Origin of the sequence: Segatella salivae DSM 15606 (assembly GCF_000185845.1) — a bacterium.
GTDB classification, from domain to species: domain Bacteria; phylum Bacteroidota; class Bacteroidia; order Bacteroidales; family Bacteroidaceae; genus Prevotella; species Prevotella salivae.
Map to the genome: position 1 here is coordinate 1,563,117 of NZ_GL629647.1, position 20,785 is coordinate 1,583,901.

Sequence of the window (20,785 nt, forward strand, 5' to 3'; positions counted from 1 at the left end):
CCTTGTATGAGGCAACGATGTAGACATTGAACTATAATTGCATTATAAACAATGTCATTTCACACCATAATCTGTACCATTTCATCGTGTGAAATGAATCTAATTACATGACCATTTGGGTCAAATCATTTTGCCTTTTATTATCAACAATCTCGACACTTTTAAATAACCCTCAAACGATTTCCATAATTTTAAGGAGTAACTACTCCCCTCTCTCTTCGGAGAGGGGCTGGGGGTGAGGCTGAAAAGGGCTGGAGTTGAGGCTTCTTCTCCCCCATTTCATCGAACAATATAGTCTCCGATGATTAATTCTTTGCTTTTACTGGTGCGCTGTTTCGTTCTGATTCTTCAACCATCTATAATATTCACATGCAGCAAGCAGAAAGGCACCAACACCAAAGTTGGCTTCAGAATCCGCATTAACCATTTGTCCAGGAATGGCCTTTTCACCGATAGGTTGAACATATCCCACATGACCATCGGGCTGAAGTGCCTTTGTGCTGAGATAGTTCCAAGCGCGTTGAATAGTTTTTTTATACGATTTCATCGGTAAAACTCCGTTATTTACGCCCCAAAGTAGACCATAAGTAAAGAAAGCAGTGCCACTCGTTTCGGGACCAGGTGCCTGCTTTGGATCCATCATCGAACGTGTCCAATAGCCCTCATGTTGCTGGAGTTTCGAGACCGCTTGAGCCAAACGGCGATACTTTTCGACGAAAAAAGCGTAGTGACGATAGTCATTTGGCATATCCTGTAGCACCTTTGCGAGGCCTGCCAAGACCCAACCGTCACCGCGAGCCCAAAAGTCTTTGCGCCCGCGTAGCGTCTTATGTTTGGGATAAACATACTTTGCATCGCGGAAATATAGGTCTGTTTCAGGGTCTAACATAATGCTATCGGCATAGCCAATGCAGTCATAAAGCTTATCAAGATATTTCGTTTCACCCGTTAATCGATACATCTTTGTCATCACAGGCATAACCATATAGAGTGCATCGGCCCACCACCAATAGTCGTTTTCCTTTGAGTTTACCATGTAATTCATCACTTCTTTTGCGCGTGAAATCATGTGTTCTGATGGCGCAATATGATAGAGATCAATGTATGTTTGGAAACAAATCTGCCAGTCACCAAATAGTACATGGTACTGATCTTCGCCGTAAAGTTTGTACTTCCAAAGCCTTGGATCTTTCTCTGTTGCACCCTCCCAATGATTAAAATTGGCCCATTTCATCGAATAATCGATATAATCTTGTTGTGGAATTAACTTCACAACTTCCATATTTCCGGTATGATATGCAGCATCATCCCAAAAGGCTCGCGTCTCAGGTTTATGTCGTTTCTGCCAGTTGTTATTTACGCGTTGGATGATTTCAAGAACGTTCTCTGTTGTCATTTGCTTGGCTTTCAGGGGTACAATCGCAAGCAAAATGGCAAATAAAATGATAGATTTTTTCATGTTTTATCGTATCGTTAGGATTAGTGGATGTTTGAGATTGTCGAGCGATTCTTGGCATTCGAGTGTCCAATGTGCAAACGTTGGCATGTCATAAGCACTCCAAGCAGAACCAAAATAATAGGTAAAGGGCTCACCATGATAGTTCTTTTTTAAGCCAAGAGCATGGTTAATGGTTTCAAATTTACCGGTTTCATCGACACCATTAGGGTATAACAAGCCCACAAAGATTGTTGAACCCCAAGCCTTTTGATTGTCAGTTGGGTCAGCATAGGCAATAAAATCTTTGTCTATTTTGAGTTTATTCTCCCCACGAAGTACAAGACCTGTGGCTAAAGTTTCAGGTGTATTGAGCTGGTCATACCATACAGTCATGCGATTGAAATGTGTTGCTTTATCAAGGGAAATCAAGCGATGTTCAATCACACCATCGGCATTTGGCGCAAAGTTTAATAGCAAAGTAAATCGTAAAGGGCCATTGTCCAGTATCTTAAAATCATGGTAACAATAAGGAAAAATAAGTTTATCTTGTCTCATGATTGCAGGCGTTCCACAGCCTAAAGTGGGGCCAACGCCATAAGCATCCATGCCAGTTCCGTGGTCAAGATGAAAGGAAGTGTGCCGATCAATGCCTGCTGCTTCATCACGTTTTCCGGCTTTTTGGAGAGAGTCTTCTTTTAGATTGCCTTGATAGTCGGCTGTATAGCGACGCTGAAGTACAAGTTCTGGTGTATTTTTTGTCCATACATCAATACCGAAAGAGCGTTCACCCGTTTTCTGAAGTGCCGGTCCATAGACACGGAATCCACATCGATCATTCTCCCAAGCGATGTCATCTTTTCTAATTTTATATTGCTTTCCATAAACCCAAGTGCGTGTAGTTGCAGGCTGTTTTGATTCTATCACATAGGTCATTTGCCCAGAAGGAGGGATATTTACCTCAAAGATTAACTTGCCATCATACGTGAGTTGACAAGGTTGTTCAAGTCTGGCTGCATTGAGAACCCGCAGAGGTGATGTCGCTTTGACATTCATTTTAGCGCTGATAGTGTCGACAGATAAGTCCACCAATTGATGTCGTTCATGAGCCAAGGGGTTGGTAATTGTGACATAAATATCCTTTGCTTGAGCTGTGCATAGACTAAAAAGCAAGAATAATAAAGATGTTATTTTTATCGATTTCATCGGATTTTTATCTATGTTTTACCACTTATCACGCGTTTGAATATTATCACCCCAACGATGATCTTTTGGGAAAGGCTTCCCATTCCAAGCCTTTACTTGTGTCCAAGGCTGTGGAGCGTCTGTCCAAAATGGATGATTAGCCGGGAGACCTAAAGGCATAAAGGAGAGCGAAGTCATGTAGAGTGAGCCATTGTTTGTATACCAATCGGCTGTCTCGGGTTGCGAACCACAGAATCCTATCGTAAGAAAGCCTTTCTGATTATAGTTATTTTGATGGTCAAACATGCGGTGCATCACTTGTGTTAAGGCCGCTCTGACCTGACCGTTGGAGAGTTCTTTCGGCATCTTTTGATACCAGGCCAAGAGTGCTAAGGGTTGCATGGCGGCAAGACGATAGGGAGTTGAGCGTCCAATCACAGGGAAAGTACCTTCTGGAGAGATAAACCTTTCTAAGATAATGGCATACTTCTGAGCTCGCTTTAAGGCACGATCGAAGTACTTGTTATAGTCTATTCTGGTATTTACTTTGGCATCAATCATAGCCTGAAGTGTCTCAAGATACATCGCATGAAACACGTAACTACTATAGTAATCAAAGGCAAAGACTGGGCCATCTGCATACCAACCATCTCCAACATACCATTCTTCTACCTTGCGACATGCCATATTTACGCGGAAGTTATCACATCCTCCACCCGCCTTTGCAAGGAAGCTTTCTATGGTAGAAGCAAAGAGAAGCCAGTTCGTATAGGGTGGATCTATGCGACGAAGTCTTTGAAATTCCTGAAAGTATCGACGTTTAGTTAGACTGTCAAGTGGCTGCCATAGTGTGTCATAGGCACGCAGAAAACTCTCTGCAATATATGCCGCGTCAACGAGATTCTGGTCAGAAATGCCCCAACATAGATAGTCGGGAGAAGATGGATCAACGGCATTTCGGTAGCTTGCTAAAGCCCAATCACGAAGCTGTTTGCGTTGTTTGGCCTCGTCAGAACCATCATCTGGCAGTGCTAACCAGGGTGCAATTCCGGCCATAAGTCGCCCAAAAGTCTCCATGAATACTACCTTTCGGTTTCGATTATCGAAGCTGGGACTGAACTCAGTCAACATGTTTTGTTGCAACTTTCCATAGGCCATATTCTCTAAAACGGGTCGAGCCATCTTGTAAGCTTGGCCTACCCAGTAGTCGCGGTCACATGATTTTGGATTCTTTGCAAAGCCTTCTATGCATGCGAAAAGCATGAGAAGAACGATTAATCTCTGTTTCATTTCAAGGTATATTTAATGTTATTTGTCAGTTGTTTTAAATCGATTGTCATCACAATACGATAGAGATTGTTTCCCCATACCTTGTGTAAAAGGGAGTCCATCTTATTGCTAATGTCTTCTATTTTGACGGTAACTTGTTGGTGAGGATAAAGGAGTTGATTGTCTCCAAGCTGCAAAACACCACGTTGAATCATAACAGGTTGCACTGGCGTTAAAAGCATAATGCGTTGTGGTTGCATCCATTTGTCAAGCTGAAAATGCTCGTTTATCTCGATGAAATCGCCTCTTTTTAAAGACAAACTCCGATTCCACGTCTTCACTTTTGCCTCTTTTGGATAGGCTGAAGCAATATCCATTGCAAGCGAAAATGGCTCATATTGCACCTTAGTTGCATGGTAATTAGTACCCTCATGTTGGTCAAAACCATTTATTTTTGGTAGGTTATGATAGGCTGATTGCATTGTCCATATCTCGTAACGCTTAGCAGAAAAGGTGACTGAAGTGTATTCACCCACGCCGGGATCAATAAGTAATGGTCTTGCATTGGCATAGACAATAAACGATCCAATGTCGTTATGATTATGGCTCTCTCCATTTGTTCCACCCTTCATTGCGACATAAAACGTCTTATGATTCTTAAGCTTTCGCCGCGCCGTCATTATCTGAAGATTAGGTAACCAGACGCTTTCGAGCTTGGGTTCACACGGCTTTTCACTTTGCAGTTGATGTAGTTTTGTGAGCAGAAATAACTCACGTCCGAGTGTAGGAAAGTTGCCACTACCTGCAAAAAGCTTTGCCGGCTGTCGGAAAAAGCCTTGTTGTTGCGCTATCCATGCAGCGTAACGGCGCATAGTTATGTCGTCAGTCCACAAAGCAAAAGGATAGAGAACGTTGAGTTGAACGACTGCATGATTGTCGTGAGCATCGGCAAAGTTCACACAGAAACCATTGCCTATATACATCTTATATATGTAGGATGCCATCGCCTTTACTTTCAAATTAGAGGCAAACTCCTTAGTCGTTAGTCCGAAACTTTCCATCAATTCGATGCAATCAAAGAGTGAACCTGCAGCACGATCCCAATAGAAAGAGCCTTCATCGCAACCTCCATCATTCGGATATCCATCTATAAACGTCTGCAAAGCTGCCTTAATTTGTCGGATGGCTTCACGTTTCTTTGTCTCGTCTTTCTCACTTATCAACACTGCAGTTAGCCAGTTAGAACAAATCCAAGGCGTCCAGTTCATGCGACTATGTTTCCACCAATAGTTTGTGTTTAGTGCGGGATTAAGCAGTCGTTTGTCGATTTCTTTATCAATCCTTTGCTGCATTTCGTCTCCTAATCTGTCTGCCAACATGTAACGAATCCACGCAACCAACCCTGCTGTTTCGGCATTAAAGAGGTCAACAGTCTGGTCACTTTCCTTTGGATAATCAGGCCCATAATGTGCCGGAATGCCCCACCATGGTTCACCAAGAAGGTTATTCAAGCCTGCAATTAAATCGGGAATAAAGCGCCCTTTGCCTTCAATAATCTCACCCATTGCTATTGCTGCGAGTTGTGTTCGCTTTTGAAAACAAAGTTGTTCATAGTGTGTTCGGTTTCCCTTATGCCTAAACTCACCGAAAACAGAGTCTGGAATTGAGGCCCAAGGTCTACCCAAATATTCATTGGCATAGGCGATATAGCTTTGTCGCATGGCCTCAGGAACAGCATCTTTCCAATAGTTTGACGTGCCCGTTGGCTGCATTGTCTGCGCATGAATCATTGAACTCGACAGACAAACAATGGTTAGTAGTATCTTTTTTAGTGTTATCATGTTTGATGGTTTGAAGTCGTTTAAGCATCAAAGACTAAGGTTTTAGCGTCCAACGCTCTATCCAATGGATAACAGGTTGTTGCTTTTCAAACGTTATTGGCAGCCAAATATATCGGCCATCAATCGGGTGATTAGGTCGCCAAACGTCTGCCATGAAGACATAACGAGGCTTCTTTCGTGTGCCCAATGAAATGACATAAGTTCCTTGTCCGCCAAAAGTGATGTTGGCTTTCGGCCCACGGCAAGGGCTACTTACTTGTGTCCAAGGCCCTTCTATGCTATGCGCAAAGAACATACGCGCCTTATTTGGCGCCCAACCAGTACATCCGCTGGTAATCAACCAGTATGTATCTTCGTGCTTAAATAAGGCAGGTGCTTCGTTCTGTCCACCCGGATCAACGCGCCAATAGCGGCCCGTGTGATGGAGATAATCGTCAGTAAGTTCTGCAATTTGAATCGTAAGGTTGTCTTCCGAAGCATAGATGTGATAGGCCTTTTGATTGTCATCTACGAACAAGGTCTGGTCTCTTGCCATCTGACCATGGGCTAAATCGCGGTCAACAAAAAGTCCTTTACCAATGAGTTCGCGCCATTCGGGGGTCCACCAAGCCATTTTTAGGCCCGCGTTATAGGTCGAACGATCAAGTGACTCGGGGAGATTCACAGGGCGAATGCCGGGACATGAACGCGAAGAATAGAGGAATGTATAGGGTCCTTCGGGCCGTTTGCTCACAGCAACTCCATAGCGTGCTGCCGCATAGCCATGCCCTTTGCGTTCCAAATGAAACCACATGACGAATTGTTTTGACTTGGCATTATAGATCACTTTTGGTCGTTCGATGATGCAACCACGCTCAATGTCACTACCTTTTTCGTCAGATACGGCCAACGCCACACCGCAATAAGTCCATGAGTTGAGGTCTTTCGAGCGATAACAAGTAACCCCCACTCTCGCAGAATTAGTCGAATCGGCCTTATGTTCACCGAACCAATAGTATGTTTTCTGATATTTCATGACACCACCACCATGTGCATTGATGTGAATACCACGGTTGTCGGACCATAATTTTCCTGGAAAGATATCGGCTTTTGTTCGTAAACATCCAATGATAGAGAGCAGAAGAGTTAATGATATGAGATAGGTTTTCGACATATAGGTTTGTTTTGGTAGATGCTTTTATGGGGGCTTAGACAATGATGCGTGAGGAACGACGAAATCGCTTAATGGATATGGTGCGAGGTCTTAGGTTTACTGGCAAAATGATTTCAGGCATATTAGTCGATGATTTGAGGCACTTTACCTCATGTTTCCTATGGTTTTACCGTGTCATTCCATTCAGTTTAAAAAGTCGTGTGTAGCAAACAAGCTGCCACCCTTTGTGAAAGGGGGCAGCAAGTGCTTTTATCTTCCTAACCATACTTCAGGATTTAACTTTGCGGTTTCCTTGCGAAGTTGGAATTGAAGGATGTTATCTGAGCCAACAACACCAAGTGTTTGTCGGGTACTTACCTTTTGTCCGCGACTCACACTGACTGAACGCAGGTTACAATATACCGAGATGAAGGCGCCATGTCGCACCATAACGACCATACTTCCGGCATAACCGAAGACGGCACTAACCTCTCCATCATAGATGGAACGAGCCACACAACCCGGATTTCCCTTTATGTTTATACCCTTATTGTCAAGGGTCACGCCGTTCAGTCCCGTCACATTATATTGCCCGAAGTGGCTAACAACCTTATAGCTTCCAGAGATTGGCATTGGCAACCGACCGCGGTTAGCCTCGAAACCACCGCTAATCATGCGGTCAACGGTAGATAAGTGTTCGGCGTCATCAGCCTGTTTCTTCACCTCCGCGAGTTCCTTCTTTTGGCGATCAGCCTCAACCTTTGCCTTTCTTTCAGCTGCTTGGCGCTGTGCTTCCGCCTCTCTTGCAGCCTGTTCTGCACGTTCTTTCTTCTCCGTTGCAGCCCTTGCAGCAGCTTCTGCGGCAGCTTTCTTCTTGGCTTCATCGGCAGCTTGCTGTGCCTGTCGAGCCGCTTCAGCCGCTCTTGCAGCCGCTTCGGCTTCAGCTTTCAAGCGTGCTTCCCGCTCTTTTGCTTCCGCAATGCGTCGTGCATTCTCTCTTGCTGCGGCCTCGGCAGCAGCTTTTTTCTTGGCCAACTCAGCTGCTCGGCGTTGTGCGGCGGCTTTAGCGGCGGCCTGACGCTTAGCTTCTTCTGCGGCACGTGCACGTGCTTTCGCCACCTCTTGTGCCACTAACCGGTCGATTTGTGCATTGAGAGCAGCATCCTTTTGGCGTTGTTCGGTGATGATTTTCTGTATCGTTTTCTGTTGATTTTGCAATGAAGCAACCACCTTTTTCTGTTCATCCTGCTGGCCTTCAAGTGCTTCTTTCTCTTTCTTTCCTTTGTAAAGAAGATTACTTTTCTGTCCCTTCACCTGCTGAAGTTGCTTGTGTTTGCCATCCACTTGAGCCTGTTTCAGTTGCACCATCTGTCCTTGTGCCTTCTGAAAGTCGGCATATTCGCGCACAAAACGCAAGCGGCGGTACATCTGAGTGAAGGTTTTCGCCGAGAAGATAAACATCAATTTGTCTTGAACTGTCCTGTTATGAGCAAGATAACGCATAGACTTTATATACTTAGTCCTGCGATCTTGCAGTTGCTGTTCAAGCGTTTGGAGTTGTGCTTTGAGGATATTGATGTTCCCATTGATATGGTTTATGTCGCTTTCTATACCGTTAATATTCTTCTGTCGCTCATCAATCTGCGAGTTAAGTGTAAGCAAAGTGTTAAGCCTTTCTTTCACATCAGCTTGATTTTTGCGTAAAGCTTGCTCTTGTTCCTTTATCTTTTTCTGGATGAGAGAGCGTTGTCCTTGCAGTCCTCGGATAGAGGCGTTGGTATAAACAACAGCGTTTTTAGTGGTCTTTGCTTTTGTTTTTGCCGTTTTTTTTGAAGGTTTTGCTTTCTGTTCCTGCGTGGGACGTTGCTTAACGGCAGTCTTTTTCTGTGCCGACACATTACATGTCAGCAGACCAATCAATAGGATGAATACAATCTTTTTCATTTAAAACGTCATAATTTTGCCCAAGATATCGTTGGTTTCTATCTTTTTATATTTGCTCGATATGGTCGAGTTGGCATCCCAGTTGTCTTTCGTTGTCACCTCGTCCATGTCGAGTGTCACGCGAACAGTCTTCTTTTGACGCGTTGCAGTGGTAGTAAACGTGAAACTTTGTTTGGCAGGAAACCGCTTAACGCCTACGTTCATAAAGTTTGAATAGTCCCAAATGAGCGTAGAATTACCATGTTGTTGGCTTCTATATGCAACCTTTGTTTGGTCTATAATGCCACTCTGCTTATTGGCATTCCACACAAAATCCATGTTGCCTTGATGCAGTGTGATAGGCGTTGTGGTGCCGGTAGTCTGCAAATTGGTTTCAAATTGGTGCAAGGAAACCTCGCTTAGACGGTCTGTTCCCGGTAGAAACAGCTGATTCCAAAATAGCGCTTGCAGACTATAGAAGTTCAATCCGTTGTTCTTTAAGAAGTCTAATTGGTTATAATCTGCCTTGACATATTCCTTATGTAGACGGTCAATAACAAGTACATAGTTAGGAGTGAACTCCAATCTACCTACTTCTGTGCCCAACAAAGGAATGAAAAGTTGAATCCGAATAACCTCATTTTTGCGCATACGAAGTGCTCCTGTCGCTGTGATATTCTTGTCTCCAATCACCAAATTAAACTTCATGTCACCCACAATATTCTTTGCATACACGGAGTTATCAGCCACTTTTTGTAAGAAAGCAAGCTTTTGCATTTCCGTGTTTGTGCCTGTTCTTGACGTCGTTACAGTCGTTGTGGTTGTTGCATTCGTTGTTTTCACGAGATTTTTCTTGGCTCCACATGCCGCAAGTAACATTGGTAAAGCCAATAAAACAAGTTTATTGTATTTGAATTTTGTTTTCATCTGTTATTTGATATATTTCTTTAAACGAATCTTTTTCTCAAGGATTGCCGTGTTTCCACTTCCAATTTTGAGTGCTTTATGCCAGTAATCAAGTGCTGTTTTTATGTCACCTAACTTCGCATATACATCGCCTGCATGTTCCCAAATGACTGAATTCTGGATGGAATCTGTATCGTTTTTGATAGCTAAATCGATATAAATCTGGGCCTCAGTATAGCGCTTTTGCAGGAACAATATCCATGCATACGTGTCGAGATATGTGGCATTTTTCGGCTCAGCTTGTACCGTTTTATAACTCATTTGCTCGGCTTTTTGCAAGTCATCTCCATTGATACTAAGGTAATAAGCATAGTTGTTCATGCAGTAAATGTTATCACTTTTGTACACCAAACAACTGTCATAAGCAGCATAAGCCTCCTTAAACTTATTCTCTTTCTGTAGATAATCGCCCATGATTGCATAGAGTTCTGCCACCATATTCCTATTGGATTGGTCGGTCACATGCCTCATTCCTTTGCGTATAGTCGCGACAACTTGCTTCGTGTTTTCAAGCTGAATATAAGCTAAACTCATGAAATAATAGTAGCTCATTTCATTCGGATCATAAGCCAATCCCATGTTACTTAGTTGGATAACTCGCGTGTAATCTTTCGATGACCACACGTCTTGTAACAACTGAATTCGAGCCCCTTTGTTGTCTGGATCAATGCTTAAGAGTTCGACAAGTGCACTATCTACTTGTGCCGTTGGCATCTTTTTTAAAGACATATAGGCTGCTTTCAGTTCGGCAATCGCTGCATCTTTGGGGCTAACCTTCAGCACTTCATCAAACATTCTCAGCACTTTCAGACTGTCACCTCCCGTTTGTTCATTCGATTGAATGAATTGTCTTATCATGCTTTGCTTTGTCTTTGAGTCACTCTTATCACTCAAAAGGATGCGGTTCATGATAGTCTTTGCCTGCAAACTATCATTTACTGACACGTAATAGTCATACATTGCAGCGAGTGCCATGGCGTTATTTGGCTCCTCTTTCAATACCCCTTGGTATAGTGAAAAGGCTTCTTTCTTGCGGTCATTCTGCATGAGCCAGTTGCCTGTCATGACTCGAAAGTTCGGGTCGTTAGGGTAAATTTCACACAAGTTTTGTAGTGCTTTATAAGCTTGTTTCTTGTCACCTTTGAGCTCATATACACGCACTTTAGACAATGTTATGCCTTCACTATTACCCTCGTTTTGCTCTAATCGTTCAATCGTACGCAGCATATTATCGTAGTCTTTCTGCTGATTGTAGAGCTGAAGTAGCACTTGAAGCACATCCGAACGGTCGCCATGACGCTTCACTAACGCTTCATATACATCAATAGCCTTAGCATATTGCTGTGCATTAATATAGTTTTCAGCCAATTGTTCCTGATAGTCTTCATTGTCAGGAGATAGCGCATGAGCCTTAATCAAATAGGAAAGGGCCAACGAATCGTTTTTCTTTTCCGACTCAAATGATGCCAAATAATAATAGGCTTCAGCAGCATCAGGATTGAGTTTGATGCATTTTTGCAATAAACTATAGGCAGAATCATTCTTGCCGGCAGCCTCTGCAAGTATCGCATCCAAGAACATTGTGTTGTAACGCACGCTGTCTTCATAGCTCAATGAAGTCGTTTTATCCGATTGAATCGGTTTAATTGCTTGCTTTTCGCGGTTGGCAAACGACGGGATTACTGCTGTTGCAGCCACCAAAACGATAGCTGTTACGACTATAAAATTATTGAATGACGATTTCAAAGCAATGTAGTTTTATTTTTATTTCACTCCAGTATGACCGTAACCTCCTGCTCCTCGCTCGGTCTCATCTAATATATCTACTGGCTCAAATGTGCCTTGTTCATGGCGCGCTATAACCATTTGAGCAATACGTTCGCCATCGTTGATGACAAAATCTGTATCAGAGAAGTTCACAAGTAGCACCATAAGTTCTCCACGATAGTCTGCATCAATGGTACCAGGAGTATTGAGTACGGTGATACCATGCTTCAAAGCGAGTCCACTTCTCGGTCGAATCTGCGCCTCAAATCCTGCTGGTAGGGCGATATACAAGCCTGTAGGAACGAGCTGACGCGCCATGGGTTTGAGCGTAATGGGACTGTCGATGTTGGCTCTAAGGTCCATGCCTGCACTCTGAGGTGTGGCATATTCGGGCAAAGGTTGATGTCCTTTGTTTACTACTTTTATTTTCATTATTATTCCTTATAAGCCACAAAAATACGCAATTCTATGCAGATAATGTTATTTTTCGGCTTAAAAAGAAAGAAAATCCATGTTTTTACATTATATTTGTCGCATGAACTGGCTACAACTTATCAGTAATAAGAGGCTCGGACAAGAGCACCGTCATGCCGAAAGACATGACGATCGATCAGAATTTAAGCGTGATTATGATCGGTTAATCTATTCAGCTCCCTTCAGAAGATTACAGAATAAGACGCAGGTTTTCCCTCTTCCGGGCAGCATCTTTGTACATAATCGACTCACACATAGCTTGGAAGTGTCGAGTCTTGGGCAGTCTTTGGGGAATGATGTATGCAAGCGTTTGAAGCAGAAACATCCTGAATTGCAAAACACTTTGTTTGAAGAGATTGGCACAATCGTTAGTGCTGCCTGCCTCGCTCACGACATGGGGAACCCTCCTTTCGGTCATTCGGGCGAGAAAGCTATACAGACTTTCTTCACCGAAGGAGACGGAAAGCAACTTAAAACCATGGTTTCTTCACAGTTTTGGAACGACATTTCACACTTTGAAGGCAATGCAAACGCGTTTCGATTACTAACACATCGTTTCTTTGGAAGACGTCAAGGAGGTTTCGTTATGACTTATTCCATGTTGGCAAGTATCGTGAAATATCCCTTTTCAAGCACTCTTGCGGGGGCACATGGAAAGTTTGGTTTCTTCGAAAGTGAAGCCAAAGATTATTGCAAAATCGCCGATGAATTGGGCTTAATTCGCTTATCTGAGCCCGGAGAACCATTGAAATTTGCTCGTCATCCGTTAGTTTATCTCGTTGAAGCTGCCGATGATATCTGCTACGAAATCATGGATATAGAAGATGCCCACAAGCTAAAGATCTTATCATTTGAGGAAACTGCCAACCTGTTATTGGGCTTCTTTGACGACGAAATGCGTGGAGAAATAAAGAAACGCATACGGGAAGAGGAACTAACGGATGCCAATGAACAGGTTGTTTACATGCGTGCAAGCGTCATCGGTAAACTTGAAAACGAATGCGTTAAGACCTTTGTTGAACACGAAGATGAAATCCTTCATGGCACGTTTAAAGGCAGTTTGATTGATAATATCGCACCACTTCAGCGCGAAGCCTATCATCGTTGTACGCAAATTTCATATCAAAAAATCTATCATAGTAAGCCTGTTCTCGACATAGAACTATCGGGTTATAAGATTATGGAGACGCTAATGCGCGTGTTTGTTGAGGCGGCTGTCAACCCCAAACGATTCTATTCTCAACAACTTATCCGTCGTGTCAGCAGCCAATATGATATTCATAGCGACAATCTTGAAACGAGAATCATGGCTGTTATCGACTTTATCAGTGGCATGACTGACGTATATGCACTCGATATCTACCAGAAAATTAATGGCGTTGCGCTCCCCATCGTGTAGTGGATAGACGCTGATAGCGGGGTGGGTAAGTTGAAATAAAGCCTCACCCCCAGCCCCTCTCCGAAGAGAGAGGGGAGTAGTTAGCCTTAGAAATAGAAGTGGTTGTTTTGTTGGTAATTGGAGAGATCAATACGGATGATATTAAAAGGCAAAATGATTTGAGGCAAATGGGCGTGTAATTTGACCCATTTCACACGATGAAATGATGCAAATTACTCGATGAAATGGCGCATTTTGTTTTATCAGGTGGCGCAAATAACAAAATGAAGGATAAGAGAAGAAAAGAAAATGTCGGGCAAAAGGAACGATGAAATCGGCCTTTTTTACTGACAAGCGCTATCTTTTTAACTGACAAGAGCCATCTTTTTAAGATGTAAAAACTATCCCTTCAACATGCAAGCGCTATCTTTTTAACTGACAAGAACTATCTCTTCAACATGCAAGTTCTATCCCCTCAACAGACAAATCTCATCATTTCGTCAATTCACTGATAGCAATAGCGAACGCCTATTGACACTCTTCAAGTTGCCCTGTGACCGAATTGATAATGAAACCACGCACAATCACATCGGTGGGAACAAGTGGATGGCGGCGTATAGTGTCAACCGTTTGCCGTACAGAAGAGGCGGTATCATGGAATCCTTCAAGCCATTTGTTTAGGTCAATCCCGCAATGTTGGATGGTATCAAGCGTCTTTTCATCGATTCCTCTCGCAAGAATGTGTTCACGAAAGGCCTCAAAACTCATGTGACATGCACCACATTCAGTGTGTGCAATGACCATAATCTCGCGCACATCTAATTCATAAATGGCCACCAACAGACTGCGCATGGCCGAATCAAAGGGAGAGATGACAAGTCCACCTGCATTCTTTATCAGCTTCGCATCACCATTTTTAAGTCCTAAAGCAGCAGGAAGGAGTTCGGTAAGTCGCGTATCCATGCACGACAACACAGCCAAATGTTTGTCAGGATACTTTGAAGTAATAAACTGCTCATAGCCTTTTTGCTCAACAAACGTTGCGTTGTAGTTTAGAATTTCATCAATCATCATCTTGCATTTTGGGTATAACAATGTTGCAAAGATAAGGATTAAATTCTGAAATCAGAACTTTCTTTCGTTCTCAAATAAGCGTTTTCTTGTTATGAATTCATATTGTTTGTGATATTTTATTTTGCATTTTGTATAGAAAACGCTATTTTTGTAACCGATAACATGAAATTAATCTCAAAAGAAATAGACAATGAAAAAGATCCAAGCAGCCCTCAAACACACGCTATTAACAGCTGGTTTGGCCTCTACCATGACTCTTTCAGCCTCAGCACAACAGGCAAATGAAGACGCAAGGCCCAATCCTCTGTTGGTTTATAGCGACTTAACTTTCAAAGCACCAAAGTTTGATTGGATTGAAGAAACCGACTATCAGCCAGCACTTTTAGAAGCCATCAGTATGCAACGCTATGCAATCAACAAGATTGTTAACAACAAAGCGAAGCCCACTTTCCTGAATACCATCGTGGCTTTTGAAGAAAGTGGCAAGATGCTTGACCACATTTCAAGTGTGTTTTATTGCTTAACGAGCGCTGATAAGACGCCTATTATAGCACAAACCGAAAAGGAAATGACGCCCGTTCTTACCGATTGGGAGAACAAGATTACGTTTAACACAAAGCTGTTCAACCGCATCAAGTACGTCTACGACCACGAACGAAGCAAACTTAAAGGTGAGAACTTGAAACTGTTAGACGAAACTTATAAACATTTTGTACGTTCTGGCGCCCTGCTTTCACCCGAAAAGAAGGCAAGAATGGAGCAAATCAACAAACGCATTGCCGAACTTCAACAGCAATGGGGCACGACTTTGACCGATGCAACCAATCATGCGGTGGTATGGGTGAACAGCAAAGACGAGCTGAAAGGACTCAGCGAGGCAGACATTGCGCAATGTAAGAAAGACGCAGAAAGCCGTGGTGGCAAGGCGCCTTATTGCATTGTGATTGTCAATACCACTCAACAGGCCATCCTAACAAACTTGGAGAACCGCGACTTACGCCGCAGAGTGTTTGAAGCTTCAGTGCATCGTGCCGACGGAACAGGTGAGTTTAACACCTATCCCCTTGTAGTTGAGATAGCAAAACTACGCGCAGAGAAGGCTAAACTCATGGGATATAACAACTATGCAGCCTATTCTTTGGAGAACACTATGGCTAAAACACCAGAGAATGTCTATGCCTTCTTGAAACAATTGATTGCATCTTATAAGCCAAAAGCCGATGAAGAGACGCGTGAAATTCAGGAGTTTGCACGTGAAACCGAAGGTAAAGACTTCACGCTTCAACCCTATGACCGCTTCTATTACTCGGCAAAGATGAAGAAAGCGAAGTATAACTTCTCCGAAGACGACGTCAAACCTTACTTCAATATCGATAGCGTTCTCGTCAATGGAGTGTTCTATGCCGCGCACAGAGCCTATGGATTGTCGTTCAAAGAGCGTAAAGACATCCCCACATATCATAAGGACATGCGCGTGTTTGAAGTCATAGACAAAGACGGAAAGCCTTTAGCCTTGTGGTATTGTGATTACTTCCGTCGCCCCACTAAACGTGGAGGAGCATGGATGAGCAGCTTTGCTAAGCAGAGCAAATACCGCGAACAACAACCTATTATATATAATGTGTGCAACTATGCAAAGGCACCTGAGGGGCAACCTACACTCGTAACATGGGACGAAGTGACTACAATGTTCCATGAATTTGGCCATGCTTTGCACGGGATTCTATCCAATTGCGAGTATAATTCGCTAAGCGGCACGGCCGTAGCACGTGACTTTGTCGAGATGCCTTCACAGTTTAATGAAAGCTTTGCGAGTCTACCTGAAGTGTTTAATCACTTTGCTCGCCATACTAAAACAGGTGAACCGATGCCCGAAGCCCTAAAAGAAAAGATGCTGAACTCAATCAATTTCCAACCTGCTTACGCACTCGGTGAGAACTTAGGAGCCACATGTATTGACATGGCTTGGGCCATGTTGCCAGAAAAAGACATTCCAACGGCCGATAAAGCTGACGCTTTCCAGCAGCAAGCGCTTAAGGAAGTAGGACTATTAGACACACAGATTCCGCCACGATATGCAACTTCTTACTTCAATCATGTATGGGGAGGAGGCTATGCAGCGGGTTATTATAGCTACTTATGGACTGAAGTTCTCGCTGACAATATAGCCACTTGCTTTGCTAAACGCGGTGCACTTGACCCAAGAACAGGCCAAGATTTCCGTGACAAAGTACTCAGTCGAGGCAATACAAAGGACCTCATGCAGACGTTTACTGACTTTACTGGTCTTAAATCTCCCGACACTTCAGCCCTTCTAAAGGCAAGAGGAATGTAACAACGAGCATTAGTTGAACTATTAGTTAAGGTTAATGATGCTGAAGATTCTTCTCAAATTATGGTGGATACAGAAGCGAAGAACGTTTGATTGGAAGCGTTTAGGCCTCTTTATCTATATGATGTTGTGTGTTATTGTGGGCCTATGTGCAGGCTATTGGCAGGCAGGAGGTGAGCTTGACCAACTCACTTCGCGAGGCGAGATGGGGCTAATCATAGTTCCATTTGTCGTGATTTTGTCTCCTTTTGAGCTATGGATGAAGTTGCTCTTAAAGACAGATGCCGCAGGAATGGATGACTATTTGCGCTCCAAACCCATTCCAAAGGCCACATGGAATCACTTTCTGCTCGTGACGAATCTTGTTGATTATCTCAATTGGTTCATTCCCGTCATGGTGCTGATCATAGGCAAGACGCTCATGCCGATAGGCTATGCACTTCTTGCTTTCTGCCTATCTCTGACACAAAACTTTGCAGACGGCTTGATGATTACAGGCATTAGAAAGGCTCAAGGATGGGAATACAAGCTGCCATTATGGTTGATGCTGCTCTTCTACTATTGCATTTCAGCGCTCTTTATGATATTTTTCATGCACTGGTTAGGCGCCATCGGCAGCACCATTGCATGGTTTTTTATCACTTTAGGCTTTGGAATTAGCATCTATGCCTACCTTTGTTACGTCAAACATTACAACGAACAACGCAGTCAAACCTCAAAGGTGGGTCGCATTGGAGGCTCATCTCTCTTCAGTATGGAGTATATTTCACTGCTTCGTTCAAAGCGATTGCTCAGGGGAGAACTACTACTTTTGGGCATCATGTCAGTGCAAGCATACATAAGAAGCATGGGAATAGACCCTGATAATGACTTAAATGGGGGTGAAGGCATATATGTTTTTATGACTATTATGTTCTCTTCGCTCATCTTAGGACAATGGGTTTTCTCCATAGAAGGTAACTTCTTTCACGGACTTATGACGAAACCCATCTCGGTTTTCGACATGCTTTGGCGGAAGTTTTGGTTCTTTATCCTTCTAAATCTAACGGCAACTCTGCTGCTTGTTCCAGGCATATTCTTAGGCTATTGGTCACCACTGATGGTGTTATCTGCCTTTATTTTCTGTGCAGGAATAAACCTTTTATACATGCCAACAAGTCTTTTCTCAAAGCGAATAGACCTCTTTAGCTCAGCATTCTTCAACTATCAAGGAGCCAGTATGGGTGTAAATGTCTATGCGTTTGTTACCATCATCCCGATTATTATCTATAGTTGCCTCATCGTTTTCATTGACAACACGCTCATTGTTGATGCAATTCTCTCGGCTATCGGTTTGACAATGCTGGCTTTTTCGCGCCCATTTATCCAATGGGTAGCCCATCGTTTCATGGCTAAAAAATACAAACGAATGGAGGATTTCATGAAGTAAACAGCACAATCTGTCCTTTTCCAGGAGAGAAGAAGTGCCTTATGGTATTCCCAAAAGAAGGAGAACAGACTCCAAAGTCTACCCTCTTTTTGAAGCGTTTGCATGAGTTGAGGTTATTATAAACTACAAAATATGAATTAAACAACATGGATATAGAAATCAAAGACCTAAAAAAGGTGTATGGAACTCACACCGTTGTCGACATTCCTACACTCGACATACACAGCGGAGAGCTTGTAGGTCTCGTTGGAAATAATGGGGCTGGCAAGACAACCCTCATGCGATTGATACTCGACTTGATTCAAGCCACCGAAGGATATGTTATGAGCAATGGCATGAAAGTAAACGAAAGTGAAGCTTGGAAGCAATATACAGGCTCGTTTATTGACGGCCGTTTCCTCATCGACTTCTACACTCCAGAGGAATATTTCACCTTTATTGGCAATGTATATGGCTTGAGTAAGGACACGATTGATGAGCGGTTGGCAGCTTATAGCATTCTAATGCACGATGAAATCCTGGGTACTAAGAAGTATATTCGTGACTTTTCAGAAGGCAACCGACAAAAGATTGGCATCATAGGTGCAATGCTTATCCACCCGAAAGTACTTATTTTGGATGAGCCTTTCAATTATCTTGACCCGTCATCTCAAATCCATATTGCCAAGATGATACACACTTTCTGTCAAGAAACGGGGGCAACCGTCATCCTGTCAAGCCATAATCTAAACTTTGTTTCAGACATTTCATCTCGTATTCTGCTGTTGGAAAAGGGACAACTCATCAAGGATTTGAACAACAAAGAAGGTGAAGCGATGACCGAACTTGAGGCTTATTTCGGGGCATAAAAGGCGATATTATTGCACAATGTGCTGCACATCGTTGCTCAAAAAGGCATTGCAATTAATACAATTCCTTTAATACCTGCAAGGATTTCAGTTCAGGAAACTTTGGAATATGCAGTTGATAATAGGTTAAAACGATATCACAAAAGCGGTTTCTATCAGCACGTGACATCTTAAAAAGGTGCATATTGGCATAGTCCATGCGTGAAAATGTGGCAACAAGTGAGGCATCTTGCGAAGAAAGAAAATCGTGATGAGACGGCAATGTGCTTGTAAAACAACCATTACGCATATCAAAACAACACCCTTCTTCATAATCTTCGAGGTTGGGATAGAAGCCAAGAAAGCGCAATAAATGAACGATATATACGAGGTGAAAGTTAGAAAACCCTGTGTCACATCGGTCAAGCCATTCGATGCTTGAAACGATATAATTGAACAGATGAGTATTCTCCTGCTCGCCATGTGTGGCATAAGAAGTCAGTTCGGCAAGGAAAAAACAAATCGAAAGCTTAAGCGGTTCAAAAGGTATTGAGCCAAACGGATAGGCAATCCCTACGTTGTTGAACGTCTGAATGTTTGTCTTTTGCCGATAATCATATTCGATTTCAAGCACAGAAAAAGGCTGAAAATATTGCTTTTTAATCTTTGCTTTCGGTGAGTTTACAATGCGAACAGCAAACGATATGCGTCCCTGTTGCTCGGTAAACACATCAACCATCAGCTTGTTTTCACCGAATTTAAATGCATGAAGCACTATAGCCTTCGTTTTCATCAACATAGATGACAAAGTTACATGAAAAAGATGAAAAAACAACCCCATTTGAAAAATATTTCAAGAAAAGTTTGGTTGATTCAAAAATTAACGCTAACTTTGCACCCGCAAAATAGCCACATGGTCCCTTCGTCTATCGGTTAGGACGAGAGATTTTCATTCTCTAAAGAGCAGTTCGACTCTGCTAGGGACTACAAGTAAAATAAAATAGAAGGAAACAGAAGATGGCAAATCACAAATCATCAGTCAAAAGAATACGTCAGACAAAGACAAGAACGTTGCATAATAAGTACTATGCTAAGACGATGCGTAACGCTCTTCGTAAGCTTCGCACGCTTTCTGACAAGGAAGAAGCACTTAAGTTGTACCCAGTTGTACAGAAGATGCTCGACAAGTTGGCAAAGAACAACATCATTCATGCAAATAAAGCTGCTAACCTTAAGTCTGGTTTAGCTCTACATATCAATAAGCTCGGCTAATCAAGCAAGGCTTATTTATAGATAAAGGTCGTAATTCCAAGGGGAATTGCGACCTTTATTTGTTTATAAAAGTATAGTGTTGGGACAACAAAAGACTGAAAAACACGATAGAAAGCATATCAAAATCGACTTTTGTAAGCACGCTATTGCATAGCAATATCATCTCATTAACGCTATAAAGGGAGAGCAACAAAGCCTCAACAGCAGTCCTTTTATGGAGGAAAGAGAGAGAAACAAAGCCTCTCCCCCAGCCCTTTGCTTTCCTCGTTTCGCAAGCTTCACGAACAGCGACCTATGGTTCCCCGAAGAGGGAGGGGAGTGGTTAGTCGTGAAAATGAAGGGGATTGTTTGCGGCTTAATTAGAAGTGTTGACATTGTTAATAATTAAGAGCAAACTGATTTGAGGCAAATCATCGTGCAAAATAAAGCATTTCATCGTGCAAAAGAAGGCACTTTATCGCGTAATATGACGCATTTTGCA

Annotated in this window: 16 protein-coding genes; 5 read left to right on the forward strand and 11 right to left on the reverse strand. The window is 42.8% G+C overall.

What is annotated here, in order from left to right:
• Window positions 1-319: 319 nt before the first annotated feature.
• The 9 genes from HMPREF9420_RS06475 to dut form a co-directional block, all read right to left on the reverse strand.
• On the reverse strand, window positions 320-1,459 hold the full coding sequence (locus HMPREF9420_RS06475) for a glycoside hydrolase family 88/105 protein (RefSeq protein ID WP_007134707.1): 1,140 nt from the start codon (window positions 1,457-1,459) through the stop codon (window positions 320-322).
• A gap of 3 nt (window positions 1,460-1,462) precedes the next feature.
• A complete protein-coding gene (locus HMPREF9420_RS06480) occupies window positions 1,463-2,641 on the reverse strand; it encodes a DUF4861 family protein (protein WP_007134708.1) in 1,179 nt (392 codons plus the stop codon).
• An 18-nt stretch (window positions 2,642-2,659) separates the two neighbouring features.
• Window positions 2,660-3,910, reverse strand: coding sequence for a DUF2264 domain-containing protein (locus HMPREF9420_RS06485; RefSeq protein ID WP_007134709.1), 1,251 nt, complete (start codon window positions 3,908-3,910; stop codon window positions 2,660-2,662).
• Window positions 3,907-5,730 carry a heparinase II/III domain-containing protein gene (locus HMPREF9420_RS06490; RefSeq protein WP_044078813.1) on the reverse strand — a complete coding sequence of 608 codons (1,824 nt, stop codon included), beginning with the start codon at window positions 5,728-5,730 and terminating at the stop codon, window positions 3,907-3,909. Before HMPREF9420_RS06490 ends, HMPREF9420_RS06485 begins: the two co-directional genes overlap by 4 nt.
• Before the next feature lie 34 nt (window positions 5,731-5,764).
• A complete protein-coding gene (locus HMPREF9420_RS06495) occupies window positions 5,765-6,883 on the reverse strand; it encodes a glycoside hydrolase family 43 protein (RefSeq protein ID WP_007134711.1) in 1,119 nt (372 codons plus the stop codon).
• 249 nt (window positions 6,884-7,132) lie between these two features.
• Window positions 7,133-8,806: a murein hydrolase activator EnvC family protein gene (locus tag HMPREF9420_RS06500; protein ID WP_007134713.1), complete on the reverse strand. Its 1,674-nt coding sequence runs from the start codon at window positions 8,804-8,806 to the stop codon at window positions 7,133-7,135.
• Window positions 8,807-9,712, reverse strand: a complete 906-nt coding sequence (locus HMPREF9420_RS06505) for a DUF4292 domain-containing protein (RefSeq protein ID WP_007134714.1) — start codon at window positions 9,710-9,712, stop codon at window positions 8,807-8,809.
• Between the two features lie 3 nt (window positions 9,713-9,715).
• A complete protein-coding gene (locus HMPREF9420_RS06510; RefSeq protein ID WP_007134715.1) occupies window positions 9,716-11,497 on the reverse strand; it encodes a tetratricopeptide repeat protein in 1,782 nt (593 codons plus the stop codon).
• Window positions 11,498-11,515: 18 nt separating this feature from the next.
• Window positions 11,516-11,950: a dUTP diphosphatase gene (gene dut, locus HMPREF9420_RS06515; RefSeq protein ID WP_007134716.1), complete on the reverse strand. Its 435-nt coding sequence runs from the start codon at window positions 11,948-11,950 to the stop codon at window positions 11,516-11,518.
• A 103-nt stretch (window positions 11,951-12,053) separates the two neighbouring features.
• Here dut and dgt point away from each other — a divergent pair, with 103 nt between their 5' ends.
• Window positions 12,054-13,391 (forward strand): dGTP triphosphohydrolase, encoded by a 1,338-nt coding sequence (gene dgt / locus HMPREF9420_RS06520; protein WP_044079134.1) that lies wholly within the window; start codon window positions 12,054-12,056, stop codon window positions 13,389-13,391.
• A 507-nt stretch (window positions 13,392-13,898) separates the two neighbouring features.
• Here dgt and HMPREF9420_RS06525 read toward each other — a convergent pair.
• Complete coding sequence (locus tag HMPREF9420_RS06525) at window positions 13,899-14,441, reverse strand: beta-class carbonic anhydrase (RefSeq protein WP_044079136.1); 543 nt, start codon at window positions 14,439-14,441, stop codon at window positions 13,899-13,901.
• A gap of 193 nt (window positions 14,442-14,634) precedes the next feature.
• On the opposite strand from HMPREF9420_RS06525, the gene HMPREF9420_RS06530 reads away from it, so the two are divergent.
• The 3 genes from HMPREF9420_RS06530 (at window position 14,635) to HMPREF9420_RS06540 (ending at window position 19,053) form a co-directional block, all read left to right on the forward strand.
• Window positions 14,635-16,779, forward strand: a complete 2,145-nt coding sequence (locus HMPREF9420_RS06530; protein ID WP_007134720.1) for a M3 family metallopeptidase — start codon at window positions 14,635-14,637, stop codon at window positions 16,777-16,779.
• A gap of 34 nt (window positions 16,780-16,813) precedes the next feature.
• Window positions 16,814-18,205, forward strand: coding sequence for a DUF5687 family protein (locus tag HMPREF9420_RS06535; protein ID WP_007134721.1), 1,392 nt, complete (start codon window positions 16,814-16,816; stop codon window positions 18,203-18,205).
• A gap of 146 nt (window positions 18,206-18,351) precedes the next feature.
• Entirely contained in the window at window positions 18,352-19,053 is a 702-nt protein-coding gene (locus HMPREF9420_RS06540; RefSeq protein ID WP_007134723.1) for an ABC transporter ATP-binding protein, read from the forward strand.
• 55 nt (window positions 19,054-19,108) lie between these two features.
• On the opposite strand, the gene recO is transcribed toward HMPREF9420_RS06540, so the two are convergent.
• The gene (gene recO / locus HMPREF9420_RS06545) at window positions 19,109-19,831 is read right to left on the reverse strand and encodes a DNA repair protein RecO (RefSeq protein WP_007134724.1); all 723 of its coding nucleotides are present in this window, start codon (window positions 19,829-19,831) and stop codon (window positions 19,109-19,111) included.
• Window positions 19,832-20,049: 218 nt separating this feature from the next.
• Between recO and rpsT the strand changes: the two genes are divergently transcribed.
• A complete protein-coding gene (gene rpsT / locus HMPREF9420_RS06550; protein WP_007134725.1) occupies window positions 20,050-20,304 on the forward strand; it encodes a 30S ribosomal protein S20 in 255 nt (84 codons plus the stop codon).
• Window positions 20,305-20,785: the final 481 nt, after the last annotated feature.